The organism is Muriicola sp. E247, assembly GCF_041358175.1.
Lineage (GTDB): Bacteria > Bacteroidota > Bacteroidia > Flavobacteriales > Flavobacteriaceae > Muriicola.
Window position 1 is genome coordinate 72,925 of record NZ_JBGKBE010000008.1, and the last position, 22,794, is coordinate 95,718.

General features: G+C 43.5%; 15 protein-coding genes. 2 read left to right on the forward strand and 13 right to left on the reverse strand.

Features of this window, described 5'->3' with window-relative positions; genetic code table 11:
* Positions 1-91 precede the first annotated feature (91 nt).
* Positions 92-1,372 (forward strand): tetratricopeptide repeat protein, encoded by a 1,281-nt coding sequence (locus ACA086_RS11740; RefSeq protein WP_371003510.1) that lies wholly within the window; start codon positions 92-94, stop codon positions 1,370-1,372.
* Positions 1,373-1,872: 500 nt separating this feature from the next.
* On the opposite strand, the gene ACA086_RS11745 is transcribed toward ACA086_RS11740, so the two are convergent.
* From ACA086_RS11745 to ACA086_RS11800, 12 genes are all read right to left on the reverse strand, one after another.
* The gene (locus tag ACA086_RS11745) at positions 1,873-2,460 is read right to left on the reverse strand and encodes a superoxide dismutase family protein (protein WP_371003512.1); all 588 of its coding nucleotides are present in this window, start codon (positions 2,458-2,460) and stop codon (positions 1,873-1,875) included.
* A 127-nt stretch (positions 2,461-2,587) separates the two neighbouring features.
* Positions 2,588-3,274 carry a DUF2490 domain-containing protein gene (locus ACA086_RS11750; protein WP_371003513.1) on the reverse strand — a complete coding sequence of 229 codons (687 nt, stop codon included), beginning with the start codon at positions 3,272-3,274 and terminating at the stop codon, positions 2,588-2,590.
* Positions 3,271-5,214, reverse strand: a complete 1,944-nt coding sequence (locus ACA086_RS11755) for an alpha/beta fold hydrolase (RefSeq protein ID WP_371003514.1) — start codon at positions 5,212-5,214, stop codon at positions 3,271-3,273. Before ACA086_RS11755 ends, ACA086_RS11750 begins: the two co-directional genes overlap by 4 nt.
* A gap of 49 nt (positions 5,215-5,263) precedes the next feature.
* Positions 5,264-8,476 carry a WD40/YVTN/BNR-like repeat-containing protein gene (locus ACA086_RS11760; protein WP_371003515.1) on the reverse strand — a complete coding sequence of 1,071 codons (3,213 nt, stop codon included), beginning with the start codon at positions 8,474-8,476 and terminating at the stop codon, positions 5,264-5,266.
* Positions 8,477-8,600: 124 nt separating this feature from the next.
* Entirely contained in the window at positions 8,601-9,863 is a 1,263-nt protein-coding gene (locus ACA086_RS11765; RefSeq protein ID WP_371003516.1) for an amidohydrolase family protein, read from the reverse strand.
* Between the two features lie 37 nt (positions 9,864-9,900).
* Positions 9,901-11,277 carry an amidohydrolase family protein gene (locus ACA086_RS11770; RefSeq protein ID WP_371003517.1) on the reverse strand — a complete coding sequence of 459 codons (1,377 nt, stop codon included), beginning with the start codon at positions 11,275-11,277 and terminating at the stop codon, positions 9,901-9,903.
* A gap of 103 nt (positions 11,278-11,380) precedes the next feature.
* The gene (locus ACA086_RS11775) at positions 11,381-13,009 is read right to left on the reverse strand and encodes a M1 family metallopeptidase (RefSeq protein ID WP_371003518.1); all 1,629 of its coding nucleotides are present in this window, start codon (positions 13,007-13,009) and stop codon (positions 11,381-11,383) included.
* Positions 13,010-13,019: 10 nt separating this feature from the next.
* On the reverse strand, positions 13,020-14,351 hold the full coding sequence (locus tag ACA086_RS11780; protein WP_371003519.1) for a DUF2268 domain-containing putative Zn-dependent protease: 1,332 nt from the start codon (positions 14,349-14,351) through the stop codon (positions 13,020-13,022).
* A gap of 5 nt (positions 14,352-14,356) precedes the next feature.
* Entirely contained in the window at positions 14,357-15,691 is a 1,335-nt protein-coding gene (locus ACA086_RS11785) for a M28 family peptidase (RefSeq protein WP_371003520.1), read from the reverse strand.
* Positions 15,688-16,317 carry a TMEM175 family protein gene (locus ACA086_RS11790; RefSeq protein WP_371003521.1) on the reverse strand — a complete coding sequence of 210 codons (630 nt, stop codon included), beginning with the start codon at positions 16,315-16,317 and terminating at the stop codon, positions 15,688-15,690. The genes ACA086_RS11785 and ACA086_RS11790 overlap by 4 nt, the downstream gene beginning before the upstream one ends.
* 1 nt (position 16,318) lies before the next feature.
* Positions 16,319-17,233, reverse strand: a complete 915-nt coding sequence (locus ACA086_RS11795; protein WP_371003522.1) for a hypothetical protein — start codon at positions 17,231-17,233, stop codon at positions 16,319-16,321.
* Positions 17,196-19,406, reverse strand: coding sequence for a bifunctional alpha,alpha-trehalose-phosphate synthase (UDP-forming)/trehalose-phosphatase (locus tag ACA086_RS11800; RefSeq protein ID WP_371003523.1), 2,211 nt, complete (start codon positions 19,404-19,406; stop codon positions 17,196-17,198). The genes ACA086_RS11795 and ACA086_RS11800 overlap by 38 nt, the downstream gene beginning before the upstream one ends.
* A 101-nt stretch (positions 19,407-19,507) precedes the next feature.
* Here ACA086_RS11800 and ACA086_RS11805 point away from each other — a divergent pair, with 101 nt between their 5' ends.
* A complete protein-coding gene (locus tag ACA086_RS11805) occupies positions 19,508-21,307 on the forward strand; it encodes a glycoside hydrolase family 15 protein (protein WP_371003524.1) in 1,800 nt (599 codons plus the stop codon).
* Here ACA086_RS11805 and ACA086_RS11810 read toward each other — a convergent pair.
* On the reverse strand, positions 21,297-22,733 hold the full coding sequence (locus ACA086_RS11810) for an aspartate aminotransferase family protein (protein WP_371003525.1): 1,437 nt from the start codon (positions 22,731-22,733) through the stop codon (positions 21,297-21,299). The two genes, ACA086_RS11805 and ACA086_RS11810, sit on opposite strands and share 11 nt — an antisense overlap.
* Between the last annotated feature and the right edge of the window lie 61 nt (positions 22,734-22,794).

Consider the following 22,794-nt stretch of genomic DNA (forward strand, 5'->3'; position numbering starts at 1 on the left):
TGGATTGGGAAAAGAATTGCTAATCAGTACGGAAGAGGGAGGATTTACCCTCCCTCTTCTTTGTTTATTCAACAACTAAAATTATCACAACATGAAACAATATATACTATGCGGTGTTTTGCTTTTTCTCCTCAATTCCTGTGAATTATGGGAGAATGGCAAGGTAACCGATCCGCAGGACTACAATGCGTACCTTCAAACAGGTCCATCAGAAACATCATCAAAATACTTCAGGCTCTGGAATTCCAAGATAAAACCCGATAGCCTTCAACTAACCAGTTTTGGCATTGTAGCAGGACAGTACAATTCATTCTTTCAGGCAACAGGAGAGATCACATATCTAAAAAAAGCAGAAACAGCCCTTAAGAAGGCCGTAGATATTGCTGCCATTGGTAAATCGGGTTATCTAAGGGCATTAGCCAGAAATTATATTTCCCAGCATCGCTTTAAAGAGGCCCTGCCTCTGGCTCTTGAAGCCAGGAAGTTAGGCAGCGGTTTACTTGAAACCCAATATTTACTTTTTGATCTGTATATGGAACTTGGGGAGTTTAACAAGGCCGAACAATACCTGGACAGTACCAGAAATATGTCTGCCTTTGGTTCTTTAATCCGACTTGCAAAATGGAATGATCACCAGGGGAATCTGGACACGACTATCCGACTTATGGAAAAGGCTGCAAAGAAAGCAGAACAAGCTACCAATCGAGCCACTATGCTCTGGTCTTACACCAATTTGGCCGATTATTATGGTCATGCAGGACGAATTGAATATTCTTATCAGTACTATCTGAAAGCCCTTTCGTTAGACCCTCAAAATGCCTATGCTAAAAAGGGGATTGCCTGGATCGCATACTCTCATGAAGGAGAAATCACGGAGGCCATGCGAATTCTCGAGAGTATAGACGACCATTACCAATCGCCCGACCTTTATCTGCTAAAAGCTGAGATTGCTGAATATTCTGGAGATACTGCAGAATATATAAAGAGCATGAACGCTTTCTTTAAAATGAGCGAAAATCCATTATACGGTGAGATGTACAATGCTTACAAAATTGAATTGTATTTAAATAGTACCATGCAGTATGACAAGGCAGTTGCCCTGGCATTAAGGGATGTGAAGAACCGTCCTACCCCCTCGGCATACGCCTTACTGGCCTATAGCTACTTCAAGGCAGGTGAAAAGGACACTGCTTATAAATTGGTAGAGGATTACGTTCTTGGTAAATCAGAGGAACCGCTGGTATTACTGCAACTCGCTGAGATCTTAAAAGACAGAGGTGACCTGGCCAGAGTAAAACAAATAAGGAATTCTTTGGAAGAGGCTGCATTTGAACTTGGACCATTGACCAGAATGCGGGTCGATGCCCTTTAAGAAATATCAGAAAATAATAAGATATCTATGGCATTTCGTCGAAAAGAGCTGTGCTATTGCTCGATTTTCCTACATTTCTTTAGGAAAACATAGACGAAATGCCTATTTTTATCGTTTAAGTTCATATTATAATGCCCCAAGTATTACAATAGAACGATAGTAAACTTAAAATTGAGTATTAACCGACCCCGAATCACCTACGTTATGGAATACTTCCTTTTTGTCAGCTGGACCGTAGCTATGCTCCTTGTGTTTATTAAAATTTGGATGGCTAACCGATCTTTGCAAAATCTGCTTCGCAAATAGTCTATTTCTACATCAACCTAAGTAACGTAATCCTGATTTTTTGGGATTCGTAATTCCATTTTTATACCCTAATCCGACAAAGTCATAGCGAGGATTTTGTAACTATGGATCGTTTAATGTGAATAAATCCATGGGTAAAGGCCACAAAAAAAGGCTACCTATGAGGCAGCCTGGTCTGTAATTATTTATAACTTTTATTTTATAATTCCCGTGCAGCTGATCCGGGCTCCTGCAGCACCACTTGGCTGGGAGGTAAAATCATCAACCCCCTGATGCACGATCACGGCCTTACCTACTATATTCTTAGTTTCATCCTCACAACTCAGGCACCAGAGATCGGTGGAAAACTCCACTGTTGCATTTCCATCGGCATCAGCTACAAAATTTCCAATGTCCCCTCTGTGATAGCCCGTATCATCTCCCCATTTCCCGTGAGGTTCTGCCGTTGGATTCCAGTGGCCTCCAGTTGAGGTTCCGTCGTCCGCCGAGCAGTCGGCTTTTTCATGAATGTGAATAGCATGCTCGCCCGGGGTAAGTCCGGAAAAACTGGCTTCCATGGTTACTTTTCCATCTTCCTCAGTAAATTTGACTTCCCCCGCCACATTGCTATCGCTTTTAGGTTCCATCTTAAAAGCAACGGCTTCTACCGTTATCTCTTCCTTTACCATTTCCATCTTCTCTTCCATTTCTTCTGCGGCCTCGCCGGCTTCCTTTTTAGCTTCTTTGCAACTAAAAGTTAGTGCAAGAAGAAGACTTAGGATTGATATTTTCGTAATTTTCATTTTTATATTTTTTTAAATTATCCCTAAAGTTACACAATAATCCGGGCGATGTCAATTTGATTTTACCCTATCTGAGGAGGTCATCTCTCCTGATTGTAAACTTTTGTACTTTTCAAGGATTGATATTTTAATCGGTTGCTTTCGACCTTTTCCGCAAATCGGGATTAAAGAAAATAGCCAGCTGAAACCGATCAAAATTGATCTGATTAAAATGGTTCTTCAGATAGCCCACCTGCAGGCTTGCATTCTCGGTAATATGAACCCCAAAGGCAAAGTACAATCGGTTTTGGCCGAAGATATCGTCCTGTAAATTCAGAAATACCTCGTCGTAGGCGTTCAGGAAAAAGGTGTCAGTTAGAGGCAGCGTTACTTGCAGCCGATACCTTGCCCTGTGCTGGGTATCTGTAAAGGAACCGAAATCGATAAAACGCTGTTCAAGCCGGTAGCGATGCTCAAAATTAAACTCCCCAACCTTATTTTTAAGGATGAATTGCTGGAATATCCTGTTCTCCTTAAAATTTACCTCATTTTCAAACTCCTCAAAGGTGTTGTCAGTATTGATATAAGCATATCCAAAAGTGGCTATGGCATTTGAGTTTATATGATAATTCAATCCGGTACGAAGTAATAGCTGGTTGAAATTACCCGCGGTTTCATAATAGCGAAATTGCGCTTCAGAATGAATACTGAATTTCTCAGCTATTTGGTTGGTGCCAAAATACATATACCAGGCTCCCCAGTCGTCTTCTCCGGTATCCTGGGCCTGAACCATTCCGAAGTGCATCAGGGCTAAAGCTAGAAATATTTTTCTCATTCAGTTTCTGTTTGAAGTTCCATTGTGCTCCCGTCCTGTATAGGTTCCCCTTTATCTTCTTTTAGATGTACATCCAGGAATTCGAGTATTTTACTATAAGCGGTGATCTGATTCTCTTTTTTGACAAAGCCATGGCCTTCATCCTCAAATAAGACGTATTCTACGGGGACACCATTTTTCCGAACTCCGGCGACGATCTCATCCGACTCTACCTGTAGTACTCTTGGATCTTTTGAGCCTTGAAGTACGATCAGAGGTTTGGTAACTTTATCTGTGTGAAACAAGGGAGAAATTGCGCGCAGTCTCAGTGAATCCTGACTGTTAGGATCTCCCAGTTCCTTGTAAAGTGCATCTTTAAAGGATTCCCACCAGGGTGGAATGCTGCGAAGGGTCCTGATCCAGTTGGTCACTCCAAAAAGATTAACTCCTACTGCAAATTCTTCAGGGGTGTAGGTGAGTGCAGCCATGGTCATATAGCCACCGTAAGAACCGCCGATAATACCTATTTTTTCCGAATCGATTTCCGGCTGAGAAGCAAGCCAGTTTTTGCCTTCTACGCAGTCTTTGAGATCTTTGTCGCCATGATTTAGATCATCCATCTGGTAGAATGTTTTTCCGTACCCACTGCTTCCCCTGTTATTTACGGCTAAAACTGCATATCCGTGATTCACCAGGTATTGAATAAAGGAACTAAAATTTTGCCTGCTTTGCCCACCTGGTCCTCCGTGAACCCATACCAGAGCCGGCACCTTGTTACTTTCAGATGCCTGATGAGGTTTGTAGTAGATCGCAGGGATCTCAAGGCCGTCAAATGATTGATACCGGATAACTTCTGCCTGTACCAGATCCTGAGCCTGGATTTCTTTATTTAAAACATCGGTCAGTTTTGTCTGCTCCCCACTAGCAATATCGTAAACATAGAGGTTGGAAGGAGTATGCGAACCACCTGCGTAAAATCTCATCAAACTGTCATCATCCGAAAAGGCCACACTGGTAATATCCATGTCCCCTATGGCAGGCAAGCTCATCATTTCGCCCGTATCAACCTCCACTACTTCAATGGTGTTCTTGGCATCTTCGTTAATATAACTTACCCGGTACTTCCCGGTTTCGGTGAAATACGTCCCCACAATATCCCAGTCGCGCTGCATCACTTTTTGCCTTGAACCATCTGCAATATTGAATTGCATCACATATGAAAATTCACTCCCGTCATCCGTAGTATACAGGAACCCGTTGCTGTCAGGAGTAAAATCCTGAGCACTGTTGGCACTTTGATTTTCATTTATCTGGGTAAGGGTGCCCTCATCCAGATTATAGAGAAACAGATCGCTGTCGTTGGTATTGATCGATTTGCTAAGGGCCAGTAATTTTTCATTATTTGAGATCGCTTCCAGATTGTACCCCTCATCGTTCTGATACACAAGGGTAGGGGTCAGGGTCGCAAGATCCATTTTATACAAATCGATATACCGATTATCGCGCTGATTTGAACCAAAGTAAAAACCTTTGTCATCTTTTGCCCAGCGATAGAAGAGTGATCTCGCTCCTTCATAGGGCGTTAAATCTTTATGGGTTCCATCATTATCCCTGAGGAAAATATGGTAGATCTCGTCACCGTTGTTATCCATCCGAAAGAGCATCCGCTCATCTTCAGGAAAATACGAGATCGCAAAGACCGAAGAACTGTCCGATTCGGAAATCGCTTGGAAAGCTCCCCCTTTGACTGGCACCGTGTACATGTTATAAATACCCGACCTGTTGCTGGTGACCAGCAATTTGGAAAGATCTGGAGAAAAACTTCCTCCCCCTACATTCTCATTGTCCATCATCTGCTCTATAGTGTAGGTTTTCAGATTTTCTGCGATGGTGTCTGTGGCTTCTTTTTCCTTGCAATTCCATAAAATTGCCAGGAATAACAGTAGTGCTACCTTTTTCATTTGTCTTTGAAATTTATCGGTTATCATTTTACTTCCATTCACTAGCGGGTTACTCCAGGCTAATGTCTGCTGTTTCTTTAAACATTGAAATACTAAGCGGTTCAATGGATTCCCTGTAAGATTTCCACTCCTCCTTAAAGAAGGTGTTTGTTTTGTCGAGGGCTTCTTTCAGATCTGCCTCAGCAAATTCCATAAGTCGGTTTTCAGTTGGTGTAATTCCCGATTTTCTGGAACGCACGTATTGGTACGCTGTACCGATTCTCCTCATCACAGTGAGTTCTGGATTTCGGGTAATACCCTGGCGTTTATCAACCTTCCCTACATAGATATCGATAAGGCTATCAATCTTTTTTGAGATTTCTTTCGAAGCCTTTATGGCCTCCTCGAATTTTTCCTTGTCCAGTTCTTTAAGATCTTTTTGATATCCATCGGCAATTTTTTTACTCTGCGCCAGCTGTTCTACGGCATCTGCAGCGGTTTGGGTAAACTTCTCAAGCTTTTTGCTCGCAGTGTAAACCTCGCCTATCGCTGGCTGAGGCACATTTAGTCTTGGATCTGAAGCGACCGTGATCATGGTCTCGTCCTCTTCTTCCCCATAGGAAACTACTACCCTATACATTCCCGGCTTCACGTCTACACCGCCTGGTTCCCTGTTTCTTTTCCGAATCGTTCTCGAAGGTCGGTCAGGTCCTTTTTCATCCATATTCCAATAGATCCGATGGAAACCGGCCTTTTCAGGTGTTTTGTATTTAAGGGTTCGAATCTGTTCCTGGCCCTTGAAGATTTTTACAAAGATCGAATCCTTGGTTATTTCTGATTTATCACTGCCATCTTCGTCCCCGGATTCATCGTTTTTCTCTTCGGAATCGCTTTTCTTCCCCTCCTTTTTATGTCCTTCTTTCAGATAATAGGTGATCATCGCCCCGTCTTCCCGGTTACTTGCATTGAACAGGGCATCTGCTCCAAACCGACTCCCCGTGGGCTGTTGATAGGCAGCCTGATAAGCTGTAGGAGGATCGAATACCGCAATAGGATTATTAAGGACTCCGGGATCTGCTGCCACTGCCCTTAAGGGTCTGATGTCGTCCAATACCCAGGCTGCGCGGCCGAATGTGCCGATAACCAAATCATTTTCTCGGGGATGGATGGTTAGATCCTTGGTAGAAACAGTGGGAAACCCTTCAGTCCATTTCTGCCACTTTCCTGCTCCGTCAAAGGAGACATATAAACCGTCATCAGTACCGAGGAATAGCAAATTCTGGTTTTCGGGATCCTCAACGATAGACAAGGTGTAACTCTTCACATCTGAGGCATCGACGATCCTTTCCCATGATTTACCATAATCTCTGGTTCTGTAAGCGTAGGGTGTATAGTTAAATCTTCGGTAATCATTAGCTATAAGAAGTGCTTCTCCACGGCTGCTGGGGGAGGCTTTAATTTGTGAGATCCAACTTCCTTTGGGGAGGCCTTTGATATTCTGCGTGACTTCCGTCCAGTTGGCTCCTCCGTTTTGTGTGATGTGCACCCTTCCATCGTCAGTACCCACCCATAACATATCTTTTTCCACAGCGGAAGGTTCAATCACCAGGATAGTACAATGGTTTTCTGCACCAGTCGCATCCATGGTAAGTCCGCCGCTCTCACTTTGCTTCAGCTTCTCAGGATCATTGGTTGTAAGGTCGGGGGAGATCACCTCCCAGGTCAGACCTTTGTCTGTACTTTTATGAACAAACTGACTGCCAAAATAGACTGTACCGTTATCAAAAGGATCCTGGCCAATCCCGGCATTCCAATTAAAACGAAGTTTTGTTTCCGCGTCAGGAGGCGTGGGTCGAACCGTATAATTGTTACCTGTGATGTGGTCATATCGGCGCACGTTCCCTTGCTGACTCATGGCGTAGCCAAAGCGGGAATCATCTTTATCCGGTACTACATCAAATCCGTCTCCAAAGGCGATTTCCTGCCAGTAGCTATTCCTGATCCCCTGTGCCTTCCATACATAGGCCGGGCCACGCCAGGAGCCATTGTCCTGCATTCCGCCATAGACATTGTAGGGAAATTCATTGTCAGTACTGATGTGATAGAACTGTCCTACAGGGAGATTTCCAATAAATCGCCAGCTCTCGCCCCGGTCTCTGGTAATATTCATTCCTCCATCATTCCCGTCAATCATAAAATTACCATCCTCCGGATGGATCCACCAGGCGTGATGATCGGGGTGTACCCCGTTGGGTACTCCATATGCCGGCATTAATTCGGAAAAGTTTTTTCCTCCGTCTTCCGAAACATTGACATAGGTAAAGACCGAATATACCCTGTTCTCATTCTGCGGATCTACATAGATCTCAGAGTAGTAAAAAGGTCGGTTTCCAATATCACTTTTATCGTTGATCTTTTTCCATTTAAAACCGCCGTCTTCTGATTTATACAAGGCATTTTTCTTGGCTTCCACCAGGGCGTAAACAATATTCGGCTTGCTCCTGGCTACCGCTATCCCAATTCTCCCCAATTCTCCTTTGGGCAGACCATCGTCTTCCGTAATCTGCTTCCAGTTGGCACCCCCATCATGTGTCATATACAAACCACTGCCGGGGCCTCCCGACTTAAAAAACCAGGGGTCTCTTTTGTGTTCCCACATCGCAACAAAGAGTTTATTGGGATTAGTGGGATCCATCACCATATCGGCTACTCCTGTACGATTGTTTGTAAACAGGATTTTACTCCAGGTCGTTCCTCCGTCTGTGGTTTTAAATACTCCGCGTTCGGGATGTTCTCCCCAGGGGGAACCAATTGCACCCACATACACCGTATTGGGATCAGTGGGGTCTATGATAATACGATGGATATGCCTCGTTTTTTCTAGTCCGACAGACATCCAGTTCTTCCCTCCATCCAGGGATTTATATACCCCGTATCCGCCATTTAGGCTGTTTCTCGGGTTTCCTTCGCCTGTACCTACCCAGATAACGGATGGATTGCTTTGTTGTATGGCAACGGCTCCTATCGATGCCGTTACTTCCTTGTCGAAGACAGGATTCCATTTTATTCCTCCCGAATTAGATTTCCAAAGTCCTCCTGAAGCTGTTCCCACAAACATCACATCGGGATCACTTTGCACCACATCAATAGCGGTTACCCTTCCGCTCATCCCTCCGGGACCAATGTTTCGCGGTTTAAGGTCCTGTATCAGGTCCATTTTAAATTCTTGAGAGAGCAGGGAAAAAGATGCGAAAAGCATCAGGGAGAGTAGTGTTTTTTTCATTAGGTGTTAGTTTCGTTAAGGTCAGCTAAATATACCAAAAAGGGTATGAGTATTTCTTAAAGAGTTGTTAATGCGATCTCCTCAAACCTATGTTCTTTGGGTCTTATTCAGGAAGAAAGTATAGCTATTGGTTTTTGTACACTACACCGTTCTGCATAACGAAAGCAACGTTTCTCATGACGCTGATGTCCTTTGTGGGATCACCTTCTACAGCGATCAGATCTGCCAGAAACCCTTTTTTAATTCGGCCCAGGTGGTTGAGGTGAAAGACCCTGGCATTTACACTGGTGGCAGCACTGAGTACTGCATTTGGAGTCATTCCGTAATCGACCATCAGTCCCATTTCCCTGTAGTTTTCTCCGTGCGGATAGACACCCACATCACCCCCAAAGACGATTGTCACACCGGTTTCCAGAGCCAATTTAAAAGAAGCTTTTTTACTGCGGATACGGTCGGTATCAGGCTCGCTACCCGGATCCCATCCCCGATAGCGCTCTATGGCATGGCCTGCTGCCAGGGTAGGGCATAGGGCTACATTTTTGGATTTCATCAATTGGAATACCTCCCGGGTTCCTCCGTCCCCATGTTCTATGGTTTCAACCCCGGCCAGGACCGCCCTGCGCATGCCTTCAGGTGTACTGGCATGGGCAACCACATAGCTCCCGGTACTGGTGGCAGCATCCACCATGTTTTTCAACTCTGAGGGAAGAAAAGTAGGTTGGGAAGCTGCTCCCGGTGTCCAGCGATAGTCGGCATATACCTTGACAAAATCTGCCCCCTTGCCCAATTGTCTGCGTACCACCTTGATTACTTCGTCCATTCCGCTTGCTTCTTCCGCACCCAAGGGAACTTCCACCTTGTCATGAAATCCTTTCGGACCATAAGCTCCTGTAGCCACAATGGCCGGGCCGGCCACCAGTAAGCGGGGTCCCGGAATGAGTCCGGATGATATCAACTCTTTTAAAGCAACATCGGCGTAGCCAGCTCCTTCGGATCCCAGATCACGCATGCTGGTAATTCCTGCCAAAAGGGATTTTTCGGCGTGTATGGCCCCTCTAATAGCCCGTTCTTCTGAGGATTCCTTTAATACCTGATCATTCCAGGAGGTTTCGTTATAAGGGTGCAGAAGCAGGTGGGAATGACCTTCGATAATTCCGGGTAACAATGTTTTCCCGGCTAAGTTTATAACCTCAGTCCCTTCCGGGATTTCCACATTCGAATCAGGGCCGGCATAAACGATCTGCTCCCCTTCAATCAAAACAACCCATCCCCGGTGAAGTGAATCTCCGTCAAAGACGCGTTCTGGTTTTAACAGAAGTTGAGCTAATCCCTGGTTATAAATTAATATGAGCAGGAGAATACAAAAGAAATGAAGACGTGAATTCACAGCTGGATGATTACTTGAGATAGTTGTAATTCTATGTTTATTGGTCTTTAACATGAGAGGCCAGAACCTTGAGCTTTTTATCGATGGTTTTTTTATCTAACCACTGGCCCCTCACCATAACACCTTTCAGCTGTTTTAAAGCATCCAGATCCTCAAGTGGATTTTCCCCGAGCAGCAACAGGTCTGCCGCCAAACCTTCCTTGATCTGGCCAAAGGAATCTTCCTCCCCAAAAAAGATAGCCGGGTTTATGGTGCCGCTTTGTAAAATGTCGAGATTATTCATCCCTGCCGCTTCCATTCCATCGATTTCATGGTGGATGGAAAAGCCAGGGACATTAAAGAGTTGAGGAGCATCCGATCCCAGGAGCATCCCATAGCCTCCTTCGTTTAAAGCCCTGATTAATTGTTGCCTGATCCTGTGAAATTGGTCCCACTGTGCTTCGTTAAAACCTGTTCCTTGTCCTGTGGACTGTTCTTTCCTGATCTTCCAGTTTGAGAGTGTGGTAACCGGCATGTAGGCCATTTCTGGTTCATTGAGCAGTCTGTCTGCGGAAACAGGGGCAAACCAGCGCTCAAACAGGCTTTGGGTGGGAACTATCCAAACCTTGTTTTTTCTGGCCTGTTCTACAAGGGCAGGAATCAAACTGGTGTCTGCCAGAGGTGTAAAATTATAACCAAAAAACCCATTGTTTCTGGGATCCACTTTCTTGTTTTCAGGTACCAAACCTTCCAGAAATCCATCGACATGGTCAATAGTGGCATATCCACTTTCCAGGGCATGATGAATTCCCACGTCTACCGGGACATGTCCGGCAAAAGGGATTTCCACTTCCCTGGCGGTTTCAACCAGGGCATCGAAAACCGGTCTTTGTATTCCTGGGTGTATTTTAAGGAAGTCGTACCCATCTTTTTGGTACTGCCTCACTTTGGATATGGCTTCCTCCGGGGTCCTCACCGTGCTTCCATTCAGGGATGGACTGGAGGTATAAATCCTCGGACTCAGGACTTCAGAGCGGGAAACGAGTTTTTTCAATTCGAGGTGTGAGGGATGGCCAAGCATGCCGCGAATGGTAGTAATTCCATTGGAGAGGTACAGGAAGAGGGTCTCTTCCAGGGATTCCTTTGATACAGGAGGGGAAGGGATATGGGCGTGCATTTCCGCCAGTCCAGGTAGTAGGTACATTCCTTTTCCATCGATAGTTGTTTTAAAAACGATGCCTTCGGGGATCTCTGATGAAATGCTACTGATTATTCCGGAATCAATTTTTACATACTGATTTTCCCTGAGCGTTCCGTTTACCACATCCACAATGGTGACATCTGCAATTAAAAAACTTTCTTTAGGCTGTGGCTCCTCTACTTGTTTGCAGCCCAGGGCCATGGTAGTCAGTAATAGAAGGAAGCTAAGTTTCATGCTCAGGATTTTGAAATTGAAGGCTCATTACTCAACAATGAAAACTAAAGATAAGGTAAAAAGAATTGAGTTTACCGATTCAAATTTTCACGAATAAGTGAGCTTATTCAACTATTGCCATGGGTAGCACATAGATATTCTGGTCGAAAACCAATTGATCAGCGTTTTCAAGTTTTTCTGTTTTCCAATTGTCTTTGGGAAAAAGCCAATGTTCCTGTTCCCCTATATAAATTCGAACGGGCATGTCGAAATCAGAAACAATATTGGTATACCTGTAAGTGATAGAGTCATCAGAAATCCGGTATTCTAAAACAGGTATTTGAGTAGTCCTGAGGTATTGTTCAAAAAACGCTGTCAGGTCAATTCCTGTTTTCTCACTCAGGTAATTCTCAATCTCGCCGGTAGTTACTGTTTGATGGTAAAACCTGCTGTTAAGGCCCCTTAGGATCTGTCTCCACTTTTCATCATCCTCCAATAATTGTCTGAGTGTATGGAGTATGTTGGCTCCTTTGTAATACATGTCAGAAGATCCTGCTTTATTTACCCCATAGGGTCCTATGATAGGTCGGTCGTTCTGTATTCTGCGCCTGGTTCCAAGCACGTATTCTTCTGAGGCTTTTGTCCCATAATTATAATCCAGATAAAGATTTTCGGAATAAGCGGTAAATCCTTCGTGAATCCACATATCAGCGATGTCTTTATAGGTGATATTATTGGCAAACCACTCGTGCCCGGATTCATGGATAATAATAAAATCGAATTTCAGGCCCCATCCAGTGCCGGAGAGATCAACACCCAGATACCCGTTTTGATATCCATTGCCATAGGTAATGGAACTTTGATGTTCCATCCCCAGGTAGGGGACTTCCACCAGTTTAAAGCTGTCTTCGTAAAAGGGATAAGGACCAAACCAGTGTTCAAAGGCATTCAGCATAGGCGGAACCTGTTCAAATTGCTTTTTAGCCTTTTCCACGTTATCGCGAAGAACATAGTAAGTTAGATCAAGTTCTCCTTTTTCACCCTGATAGGTATCCTCAAAAAGAACATAATCTCCAATATTGATATTTACACCATAATTGTTTATCGGATTGGTAACATACCAGTCGAAAGTTGTCGTAGTTGAGGTTTCTTCTTTATTTATTAACCTTCCGTTTGCCACGGCCACAAGATCTTTTGGCACCGTAACACGAATAGCCATACTGTCAACTTCATCGTACATATGGTCTTTATTGGGCCACCAGACACTTGCTCCGAGTCCCTGGCATGAAGTGGCGATAAAATGTTTTCCGTTTTTGTCTTTCTTCCACGAAAACCCTCCATCCCAGGGGGCATTGACAGCCTCTTTGGGAGTACCGGCATATGATATTTCAATTTCTCCAATTTCTCCAATGTGCTGTTTCTCTTTCAGCTCAATAAAATGGGCAAAGCCCTTAGAGGTAAATGAGAGGGGCTTCCCCTTTTGCTTAACACTGGTAATCCTGAGAGGCTCCTGCAGGTCGATCTGCATGAGTTGATTTTCATCTAACACCTTATACCTGATCAGATTGGTACCCTCAATATATTTTTCTTTGGGATTCACGCTTACATCCAGATCGTAAAAAAGCAAGTCCCACCATTCCCTTTCAGGAGTTATACTGCCCCTTAAGCTGTCCTGAAGGGTAAACGCCTGTTGTTGAGCGTACGATGCAGAGAGAAAAAGCAGGCATAATATTAAAGAGACAATACTTTTCATAAGTCAAGTTTTATAAATCAGGTTGTTTTTCCAGGATATAGCCGTATTCACTACCTTTTAAGATAGCAGTCATATCGTTTGTATTCAAAAGGTCTGCCAGGCATTGTTTTTTGTCGTTGCAATTGCGGTAATACGATTTGGTGATAAGATATCCCATGGCATAGCCGAGGTCGGCGGGTCTGTCTTCTATTGATCCTCCATTGTACATCCAGAGTGAAAGATCCTCAGTATAAAGGTCGCGTTTAAATTCCTTCAGGATGCTATCTAAATTGGAGTCATCATTCAAATATTCAAGTTGGGCTGATTCTATGGGTACACCTGAGGATAGTTCGCTAAGAAAATCGCACACCCCTTCCTCGATAACCTTATACAAGACGGTGTCTTCGTGCTCCCGGTCTGTATAATTCTGCTGAAAATGCATCAATTCGTGCAGGATTAGCTGAGGCAGGTCTTCCATATTCATAATGGCTCCTTTTTGCCAGTCGTTGAGTTCCTGCAGCGGCATGGCTGGGGATCTTCCGTACATATCCCCTCCTATAAAAAGTCCCATTTCCGTTGCAGTTCCCCCTGAATTCAACAGGCCGGGGACAATATAGACTTTGGGAAATACTGCATCGGGATACAGTGTTTTAAAAGTTTTCATGGCACTGGCGGCTTTATTTTTCAGGCCTTCCAGACTATCATTGCTCATATGAGACATTAAATAGGTGTAATATTCAGGCGCACCATTGATCATTTGCCCGTACATATTGTCGAGGTTATAGTAGCGAATTGCATAATAATCCCGGATTTCGGGAGGGCCTTCAAGAATATAATCCTTAAGAATTACACGCGCGCTGTCTGGATTTGCCTTTGCCTTTTTAAAATAGGGCCAAAACTGGTCCATGGCTCGTGTTTCCAGGGCAAAATTTGAGATTTTATGCAGGACTTGCTTCAAGGAATCGAGTCGGAGGTTTAATGGTTGTATCTGGGTGTTTTTAAGGTTCTCCAGGCCCGGGAATTTTCTCAGGATGGTTGGATTCGCCATCCCGTGATCTATCGCCTTATGGAGCAAGATTATAGCTGAATCATTTTTATTCGCCAAATGATATAAAGTGGCTGCTTCAACATATATTTGAGAAGATTGAAGGTCTGCGTTCACTTCGATGAGCCTGGCTGCCAATTCAGCGTGCTTTCCACTTTTCTCCAGGCGTTCATAGTCGTCAAATACCGTGTTCAGATCCTTTAATTCCTTTGGAGGTGACAAAGACTTCTTGTCTTCAACTATCTGACGACAGTTAAAAAGCAGAAATGCCAGGGCTGCAAGGCCAGCCAGATAATAGGTCTGATTGAAAATTTTCATTTCTGTTAATTCCTGAAAATGGCATTGGGAAAAACAACAGGACTCTCAAATCCGTCCTCACTAACTGCCGATACACCAAAGAAATAATTATCGATCACGATACCTTCAAGGGTATATTCTGTAACGTCACCTACATGCCGACTATGATCCCAGGTAGGGGAGGTGGTATCCCTCCAATAGATTTTATAACCCTTTGCACCATCAGACCTGCTCCATTTTAGGATAGCTGAAGGCTTTACAATACCGCCGATCTGAACTTCTGCAGGGGAGGGTGGTGCCCAGGCAATAGAGGCCAGATTAATGGCATTGACCGCTGTTAGTTTAGCAGCATAGTCGAAATTAACATGCTCCAATACATCCCCATAGGCGATGCCATCTTCTATGCGGATATCCTGATGCTGCTGGGTGTAGTTTTCATGGGCTTCCATAATTCGGATTCCCGCAAAACCCTGATCGTTAAAGGGTCTGTGATGGCCGCCTCTGCCAAAGCGATCGAGACGATAGATCATCATAGGATTCATCTCCGGCATGTAGGTCTTAGTAGTCTTGTGGACATAACGGGCCAATTGCCTGGAAATTCCATCAACTTCTCCCCCGTATAACCTGCGGGATCTTCTCTGCCTTTCGGTTTCTGTAGGCGGAACAGGTTCAGAAAATATCCTAAAGTCCCTGTTGCTTACCACTCCGTCAACTCCTTTGATATTTCCGATCATATCATTGTTGAGAACACCTATAATATTCCATCCCTTTTCTTTGGCATATGCAGCAAGAGATTTACCCCCGAATAATCCCTGTTCTTCTCCCGAGAGCCCAACATAGATCACGCTGTTCTCAAATTTGTATTTGGATAATACCCTGGCAGCTTCTATGGTGCCTGCCATTCCGCTGGCATTGTCATTAGCCCCCGGGGAATCATCGGTGAAGTTGGTGGGATCGCTCACCCTGGAGTCAATGTCACCACTCATGATGATATATCTATTGGGGTATTTGGTTCCTTTTTGGACAGCGACAACATTCACCACCATAACGTCCTTGACAATACGCTTGTTCTCTCCTTTTTTTACTAATTCCTTTTGATAAAAAACATCAAGACAATTTTCGCACTGAGAGGAAATTTTTTCAAATTCACTTTTTATCCATCGCCGGGCAGCCCCAATCCCTCTTGTTGCTGAGGTGGTATCACTTAGCGTATGCCTGGTGCCAAATCCGACTAAAGTAGTAATATCAGCTTCAATTCTGTCGGCAGAAACCGCATCGATAATGTTGTAGATGTCGCCGGATGATTGCGCAAAAGAGCCAAAGGTCATCAAACATAAAAGGGAAAAGAACAAATGTTTCATAATAGTTTTTTTCTGTATTTTTTATCAAACCAGACTGCGTGGAAATAACACAAGGGCCCCAAGAGGGCATAAAAGAAACCTGGTGTCCCAAAGGTAATACCTACTTTTAAAATACCGAGCAGAATGGAGAGAATTGCCGTAAAAACGTATAAAGAAAAATGCTGGGCGGAAAAGAGGAGTTCAACAGACTTGCCGAGTGTCCTGGTTTTTTGGTAAGCGCGATAATACATAAGGGTATAACAAAGGAAGATCAGAGCAAAACCAAACCCATACATAACAAAAAGGGCGCTGAGTTCATCAGCAGTTATGGATTTCACCCCCATCCAGGAATTGATCAGCGATTTTAATGGGAACACATAATACAGTACCACAAAAAGCAGGATCGAATTAAAAGTTATGATCCAATTGTCGATATAAGAGGTTTTCCTGAAAAAATTATAATGGACTTTCCAGAGGATTACCAAAACAAAGAAACTCACTCCGAAACTGATAAAATTTGTTGCCTTAGCTCCGATGAGTTGGAGGCTCTCGTCCATATCGAGGGTCACAACCATAAGTGTAGCTGCAAAGGCAAAAACGCCATCGCTAAAAGCCTCAACCCTATCCGAATTATGCAGGAATTTCATTTTAATTATTTGGAATTTCTGCCACCATCAATAAAAGACTGGAAATCGCGTTTGTTGCCAGGCGCGTAATAGTTCCAATTTCCCCTTCCGGAAAATCAGCGAAGAGTTGCCAGGATTTGTCCTTCCCAGGGGTGTAACGGAACAACTGATTTCCTTGTCCGGCAAGAACCGAACCATCGATCAGCCAGCAAATATCTTGCACGCCCTCCGGCAAAGCTGTAATTATCTGCGTTGCCCCCGAAACCGGATCCATCGATTTTAGAATCAACTCATCATCTTCTTTACTGATAAAACTTATCAATGCAGTGTTGGGAATTTTGTGCAGCGACCTCCCCACATTCTTCTGAAAAGTATAGTTGGTCTGATCCCGTAGGTTGGAGACTACCAGATCCATACGGTTCTCGACCAGCACTGTTGATACCAGGATATCCTCATTAAACCAGAGGTGGTACCCCACTTTGAGGTCTTTTACCACAGGCTGTGAACGCCCTGTTTTCCATTTATAATCATAGAGTAACTGTTTTCCGTCTAGGTCAAGCCGAATGGCGCTGAAATTCTGACTACCTGGAATTTTTAATGGGGAGTATTCACTGCCTTTGGGGGTATTGGTTTTCCAGATAATACTGTCTTTATTAAGGGCATATGCCGCAACATCTGTTTGTTCGTTTCGTGTAGAAGAAAAAAGCACCAGATTGTCATTGTAAAACGAAGGCTGGTTATCATATCCGGGATTGTTGGAGATATTTACGGGATTACCCAGGCGAAGTGCATCTTCAGTTTGTTCGAGCTTTATCAGAAAAACTTCGGTATTGGCCTGTGAATTGACTTTTGTTGCAGTTAATATCAGGAGGATACCAAGCAGGTAAGGCCAGCTATTCTTATTTTTTAATAAAGCGGGATAAAAGATCGCGTACATTCTTTATACTATCTAGATAATATTTTGCCTGAGTTTTTTGTCTGCCAACCTTGACAGTTACCGCCGTATCGGGTAATTCCTGGAACATAAACTCATCGGTCCAGTCATCACCAATGGCAAATACAAAGTCGTAGTCGTTTCTTGTAAAAATACGCATTGCAGCCCGTCCCTTATTTACATTACTGCTTTTAATTTCCATCACCTTATTGCCGTTCAATACACTGAGGTCGTCATTGGCAATCAGACTTCGCAGTACGGTGTTGAGCTCAGAAGCTCGCTTCTGGCCGAAATCGGGATCGGTATTGCGATAATGCCAGGCCAGGGAGTAATTTTTTTCCTCTATAAAACTTCCGGGGGTTCGATCAACAAAAGACTCCAGTACAGGGAGGATCTTCTCCATCCAGTCTTTTTTGACATTCTCGAGCATCGTAAATTCATTACCTCCCTCAGAGAGCCAAACCCCGTGCTCGACGATCATATTGTATTTCTTTTTTAAAAACCACTTACTAAAAGTCTCTTTGTCCCGCCCGCTTATGAGATAGACATCGGTATTGGGCAGGTCATTTAACTGGTCTAGTAATTTATAAAGGTCCTTATCAGGGGAAGCTTTCTGCGGATCGTTGTGGAATCCCGCCAGGGTCCCGTCATAATCCAGAAACAGTAGTCGGTGTTTCGCATCCCGGTATTCTTTGATAAGAGTGTTGGTAAGATCTACCGATAATCTTTGTGCGACATAGGTTGGGTCTTTGTCTCTTTGTTCGGTAAGTGAACGCATAAAATCATTGGCCCATTTCTCTACATTATATCGTTCCAGTCTTTTTTGTAAGACCTTGTTCCTGGCCTTTTGTTCTTTCTCGGGCATTTGTATGGCCTTATGGATGGTGTCGGCGATCTGTTCAAAATTATTCGGATTAATCAGCAGGGATTCATTCATTTCATTTGCTGAACCAGCCATTTCACTTAAAATAAGGACACCTGTCTTATCTGTTCGGGTTGCAATGTATTCTTTGGCTACCAGATTCATCCCGTCACGGATAGGAGTCAGCCAGGCTATATCACAGGAGGTATACAGATCGATAAGGTTATCAAAAGGAAGGGAGCGGTAAAAATACCAGATCGGGGTCCAGCTCACTGTAGCCAGTTCACCGTTAATCCTTCCTACCAATTCATCAATTTCCCTTTTCAGTAATTGGTACTGGGGCACATTACTCCTTGAGGGAACAGCCAGGATGATGAGTCGAACTTTCTCCTTGTACTGGGGATATTTATTTAGAAAGTATTCATAGGCATTCAGACGTTTTGCAATTCCCTTGGAATAGTCTAAGCGGTCTATAGACAAGAGAAATTTAGCATCGGGGGTCGACTCTTTATGTGCATTGAGCCTGCGCTGCAGATCTGACTGTGCCTTTTTAGGGAGGTCACCGTGTTGTTTGGCCGCATTGTGAAATTTGGCGTAATCAATTCCCATTGGAAATGAATCAACTTTTACGATTCGGTCTTCGAGATAAATATCATTAAAACTTACGTCAAGGCCCAGGATACGTCTGATAGAACTTAAAAAATGCCTTTCGTAATCATAGGTATGAAAACCAATAAGGTCTGAACCCAGCAGGCCCATAAGAACCTCTTCCCTCCAGGGGAGTGTTCTGAAGATCTCAAAGGAGGGAAATGGAATATGAAGAAAAAATCCGATGGAGATGTCAGGTCTTTTTTCCCGAACCATTTGAGGAACTAGCATCAGTTGGTAATCATGAACCCAGATAATGTCCTCTTCCTCTGCTTCTTTGATAATGGCATCCGCGAATTTCTGATTTACCTCCCGGTAGATATTCCAACTGGAGAGTTCAAACTCGGAGTATTCCAGGAAGTAATGGAATAGGGGCCAGATGGTTCGGTTACTGAAGCCGTAGTAAAATCCATCTACTTCTTCTTCGGTGAGTTTTACTTTGGACGAACCGTGTTTTGCGAGTGCTTTGTCAATATCACTTTCAAGTTCTTCAGGAATTTCCTCTTCAGTTAGGCCGCTCCATCCTATCCATAGGCTTTGCCCTTCTGAATGCACCGATTTCATTCCGGTTGCCAGGCCTCCTACACTGGGTATGGCTTTGATGGTACCGTTGTCAATTTGCAATTGTACAGGCAGTCTGTTTGAGATTATGATAGTTTTGGCCATAAATTCAATGTTTTTAACCCTTTTTCTCTTTTGTTTCTCTAAATTTCGTCAAATTGAGGCGCAATTGCAATGAAACCAGAATTTTTACAGCATTCTTATTTATGGACAACTTAGATTATGGAATTATAGGGAACTGCAGGAGTGCTGCACTCGTTTCGAAAACAGGCTCTATTGACTGGTGTTGTTTGCCGGAGTTTGACTCATCTTCTGTTTTTGCGAAACTGCTGGATGATGAAATAGGGGGGTGTTTTGGTATCAAGGTTGAATCCTCCTATACGATTAAACAGCGCTATAAAAAACATACAGCAGTTTTAATAACCGAGTTTAAAGAAGGGGATAATATCTTTGAGATTCACGACTTTATGCCTCGGTATTTAAATAATCAAAACCACTACTATGCACCTCCGGAATTGGTGCGATATATTAAACATATCTCCGGAAAACCAAAATTTAGTGTCCACTATGAACCTAAACTCGCTTATGCAATTGGTGAAACGAATACTTTTATTAAAAAGAATTTTATTGCGAGTTTAACCAAAGGGGAGAATTTCGAGACTGTTTTCCTGTATACTTCATTTAACAAAAATGCCGTCATTGAAGGCAGGGAGTTAGAGGTTTCTGAAAACGGGTATTTTCTGATCGCCTACAATGAGAAAATTTTTCAACCCAGCACACGCAAGATTTATTTAGAACTGGAAAGAACCAAAGTGTATTGGTTGAATTGGAGCAATAAAACACCTAATTACAAAAAATACAACGCACAGATCAACAGAAGTGCCATCACACTTAAATTACTCACCTATAATAAAACGGGTGCCGTATTGGCTGCTGCAACGACCTCCCTTCCTGAAACCATTGGAGAAGTTAGAAACTGGGACTATCGCTTTTGTTGGATTCGTGATGCATCTATGGTGATTAAGGTGATGGTGGATCTGGGTCATATAAATGTAGCGAGACGTTATCTACAATTTATTGTTGATCTAATTCCTGACAAAGGGGAAAAACTCCAGATCATGTATGGGATTAACAAGGAAAAGAAACTCACTGAAAGAACGCTCGACCACTTAAAGGGATACAAAGGATCAAAGCCGGTCAGGGTTGGGAATGCCGCTTATAAGCAAAGACAAAATGATATATACGGTATCCTGATGGATGCCATTTATGCTCAGTTGAATATATTCAGTACGAATATTGAAAATGCAGAGGAACTCTGGGGTATTACGAAAGGGATTGCATGGATCGTATCTGAACACTGGCAGGAACCCGATAAAGGAATTTGGGAATTCAGACATGAAGACAGGCATTTTACCTTTTCAAAAGTCCTTTGCTGGGTGGCTATTGATCGGGCGATCAAGGTGGCCAGAATCTTTCGGAAATGGAGGAAGATAGAAAAATGGAGCTTGCTGGAACAGGAGATTAAAAAGGACATCATGGACAAGGCCTGGAACGATGAAGTACAGGCATTTACCCAGTCTTATGGTAGTACCAATCTCGACGCTTCGGTATTGCTTATGGAATCTTATGGGTTTATTCCAGCCAGGGATCCGAAATTTGTCAGTACCGTTAAAGCTATTGAGAAAGAACTGAGTAACGACGGACTTTTATATCGCTATAAAAATGAGGATGATTTTGGCTTGCCTTCTTCTTCATTTACCATTTGTACTTTCTGGTTTATCAACAGCCTTTTTAAAATTGGAGAAGAAGAAAAAGCCCAGGAGCTTTTCGACCGTGTTCTAAGTTATAGTAATCACCTGGGGCTTTTTAGTGAGGATATCGATTTTAAAACCAAAAGATTACTGGGTAATTTTCCTCAGGCATATTCGCATCTCGCACTAATTGAGTGTGCAATAAACTTTTCTCAGAAAGCCACAGAACAACGTGTCCTGGAATCTATGCGGTAAGGCCTCGCCTCCCTATAGTTTTAATCAGCGAAAGCAATTCTTTTAAGTGCTCTGCAGTCGTGAAAGGATTCATGATTGTACAGCGAAGGTATTGTATTCCTCTGATGCGGGTTTGAACTATATAAAACCTGCCTTCCTGTAGTAATTCCTGCCTGATTCTTTTGTTGACCTCGTTCATCTCATTAAGGGATAATCCTTGTGAGAGATAGCGAAAACAGACGATATTAGACTCCGGAATAACTGCCAGTTCCATATCAGGATCTTCCATGACCATCTTTCCAAAGTGTTGCCCCAGATCATATAGAGTAGTTACATTATCATCAAAAACTTTCTCTCCATAGGTTTTTAAGAGGAGGAACCATTGCAGGCTCATCATGGTTTTGGTGCATTCAAAAGTGCGTTTTGCCAGATTAAACCAATCCTCATCGTCTGAATGCTGCAAGAGGTATTCTGCTTCCTGACTGAAAATTGTATGAGAGTGGATGCCTTCACGAAAGATGAGCGCGGTGGTAATGGTAGACATCAGCATCATTTTATGTCCGTCAATTACCAAAGAATCGGCAAGGTGAATTCCTTTTACTGTCCCCTTGTATTTTTCGGAGAATACTGCGGCCCCACCGTGAGCTCCGTCAACATGAAACCATAGATTATGCCTTCTTGAGAAAGCAGCAAGGGCTTCAAGGTCGTCGTAAATTCCTGTGGCCGTTGAAGGGGCACTCCCAACCACGGCAAAGACTTCCAATCCTTTTTCTTTTGCCTCCTGAAAACTCGACTCCAGTTCTGAGCTGTCTATCTCAAAACCCTCTGTCACCGGCACTTTGATAATCCCTTCGCTTCCCAGACCCATGATCCGGGCCGCCCTGTCTACACAGTAATGTGCTTCTTCTGAAACCATTATTGCCAGGGGATTAGAACTTCCTTCCTTCCAGACATCACTCTTCACTTTTGCCTTTCTGGCCGCCAGCAGGGCAGTGAGGTTCGCAAGGGTGCCTCCGGAGGTTAATATGCCTCTGGAGTCTTTATCAAAACCTATTTTGCTGGCAATCAAATCTGTTATGATTCGCTCTATGGCTGTAGGAGCCATTCCCATTTCATAAACAGCCATACCATTGTTGAGGATTGAACTTACCAATCCCGACAAGGCAGCAAGCGGTGCAGGGGCACAAACCTGATGGCCGATATACCGTGGATTATGGACGTGGGTAGTATGGGAAAGCACTTCCTTAAAAAAATCCTTTTCTGATCCTTGCTGAAGAAATTCCTCCCAAAAAGCTTTTTCATCCTCGGGCAGGTTCCAGTTGATCACTTTTTTATCTTCCTGTTGTTGACAAGATTCCATATGATTCGCCAGCAGGTTGATGAGGGCATGTCCCTGTTCCCGAAAAAGTTCGGGCTGATAAACTTGCTTTAATAAGGTGGATTTCATAAGAATGGATAGATGAGGTAGTTTCGCCTAAAGATAAATCTATGTTTTAAATTAAAAGCCT